Below are 2,279 nucleotides of genomic sequence, written 5' to 3' on the forward strand. Positions count from 1 at the left end.
GTCGATGGCGGCTCGGGATGGGCTGGAGGGGGCGTGAGCCGCATGGATGCGGCGATCGAGCTTACATGGACGTACTTGCAGCGTCCCCCGGAACGCCCGTCCCGAGCCGCCAACCCCGGGGAACCGCGAACCGAAGGCTGTTCGCAAAAAAGCCAACAGCAGCCGGGCGGAGCCCGGCGACACGCGGTCCGTGCAATCCCGCAAGGGCAGGGCGACCCTCACCTGCCTGAACCGCCGCCAGCAGGGTGGGGTAGACCCCTGTCGTATCCGCCCCGGGTGCTAGAATTCGGCTTTCCTTTTGCCGTTGTGTCGCCCCATGCAACTCTCCCTGCTGAAGACCAAGATCCACCGCGCCACCGTCACGCATTCCGAGCTGAACTACGAAGGTTCCATCGCCATCGATGACAACCTGCTGCAGGCCACCGGCATCCGTGAGTTTGAACAGGTGCACATCTGGGACGTCACCAACGGTGCGCGTTTCTCCACCTATGCGCTGCGCGCCGAGGCCGGCAGCGGCGTGATCTCGCTCAACGGCGGTGCCGCCCGCCATGTGCAGGTCGGTGACATCATCATCATTGCCGCCTTCGCCAACATGAGCGAAGAAGAAGCTGACAGCTTCAAGCCCAAGTTGGTATATGTGGACGGCAAGAACCAGATCTCCCACACCAACGACAGCATTCCGACCCAGGCCGCATGACACAGCACAACGGATTCGACCCGCTTCACTCCCATGCCCAGCGCCTGCGTGGCGCAAGCATCCCCGCACTGATCGCTGCCGAACCCGGTCGCGCACAATCGCTGGGGCTGCGGGTCGGTCCGTTGTACGCCAACTTCGCGCGGCAGAAGTATGACCGCGCCGCGCTGGATGCATTGCTGCAGCTGGCCGCCGAGCGCGATGTCGCCGGCGGCTTCCAGCGCCTGTTCCGTGGCGAAACGGTCAATGTCACCGAAGGCCGCGCCGCCCTGCATACCGCCCTGCGCGGTGACCTCAGCGGTGCGCCGGTGGCCGGCGAGGCGTATGCCACCGCCGCCCAGGTGCGCGCACAGATGGGCGAGCTGATCGCCGCGCTGGAAAGCAGCAACGTCACCGACATCGTCAGTGTCGGCATCGGCGGTTCCGACCTCGGTCCGCGCCTGGTCGCCGACGCGCTGCGTCCGGTCACTGGCGCGCGCTTCCGCGTGCATTTTGTGTCCAACGTCGACGGGGCGGCCATGCAGCGCACCCTGGCCACGCTGGACCCGGCCACCACCGCCGGCATCCTCATTTCCAAGACCTTCGGCACCCAGGAAACCCTGCTCAACGGGCAGATCCTGCACGACTGGCTGGGCGGTAGTGAACGTCTGTATGCGGTCAGCGCCAATCCCGAACGCGCCGCCAAGGCCTTCAGCATCGCCGCCGGCCGCGTGCTGCCGATGTGGGACTGGGTCGGCGGGCGCTACTCGCTGTGGTCAGCGGTCGGTTTCCCGATCGCGCTGGCGATCGGTTTCGAGCGCTTCGAGCAGCTGCTGGCCGGTGCTGCCGAGATGGACGCCCACGCGATCAACGCGCCGCTGGACCAGAACCTGCCGGTGCTGCATGCACTGACCGACATCTGGAACCGCAACGTGCTCGGCTACGCCACCCACGCGGTGATGACCTACGACCAGCGCCTCGCACTGCTGCCGGCCTACCTGCAGCAGCTGGTGATGGAAAGCCTCGGCAAGCGCGTGCAGCTCGACGGCAGCCCCGTGGACAGCGACACCGTGTCGGTGTGGTGGGGCGGAGCCGGTACCGACGTGCAGCATAGCTTCTTCCAGGCGCTGCATCAGGGCACCAGTGTGATCCCGGCCGATTTCATCGGCTGCGTGCACAGCGATGACCCCTATACAGTCAACCACCAGGCGCTGCTGGCGAACCTGCTGGCGCAGACCGAAGCGCTGGCCAACGGGCAGGGCAGTGATGACCCGCATCGTGCGTATCCCGGCGGCCGGCCGAGCACCTTGATCCTGCTCGATGCGCTGACCCCGCAGTCGCTGGGTGCGCTGATCGCGATGTACGAACACGCCGTGTACGTGCAGTCGCTGATCTGGAACATCAACGCCTACGATCAGTTTGGCGTTGAACTGGGCAAGCAGCTCGCCAGCCAGCTGCTGCCGGCGCTGCAGGGTGAAGCGCACGGCATTACCGATCCGGTGACGTTGGAGTTGTTGAACCGGTTGAAGGGTTAAGCGCGCCGTATCCGCATCGGTAGCGCCGGCCGTTGGCCGGCCCTCATGAACCCATCCGGATGTGCATGGGC

The 2,279-nt window shown here is 66.0% G+C and carries 2 protein-coding genes; both read left to right on the forward strand.

What is annotated here, in order from left to right:
* Positions 1-316: 316 nt before the first annotated feature.
* Complete coding sequence (gene panD, locus QMX83_RS21260) at positions 317-697, forward strand: aspartate 1-decarboxylase (RefSeq protein ID WP_125361711.1); 381 nt, start codon at positions 317-319, stop codon at positions 695-697.
* Positions 694-2,208 carry a glucose-6-phosphate isomerase gene (gene pgi, locus QMX83_RS21265; RefSeq protein WP_282298613.1) on the forward strand — a complete coding sequence of 505 codons (1,515 nt, stop codon included), beginning with the start codon at positions 694-696 and terminating at the stop codon, positions 2,206-2,208. Before panD ends, pgi begins: the two co-directional genes overlap by 4 nt.
* The last annotated feature ends 71 nt before the right edge of the window (positions 2,209-2,279 follow it).

Source organism: Stenotrophomonas sp. PS02289, assembly GCF_029960115.1.
Classification (GTDB): domain Bacteria; phylum Pseudomonadota; class Gammaproteobacteria; order Xanthomonadales; family Xanthomonadaceae; genus Stenotrophomonas.

Coding starts and splice junctions, on each gene's coding strand:
- pgi (WP_282298613.1), top strand. CDS start 694: ATGACACAGCACAACGGATTCGACCCGCTTCACTCCCATGCCCAGCGC.
- panD (WP_125361711.1), top strand. CDS start 317: ATGCAACTCTCCCTGCTGAAGACCAAGATCCACCGCGCCACCGTCACG.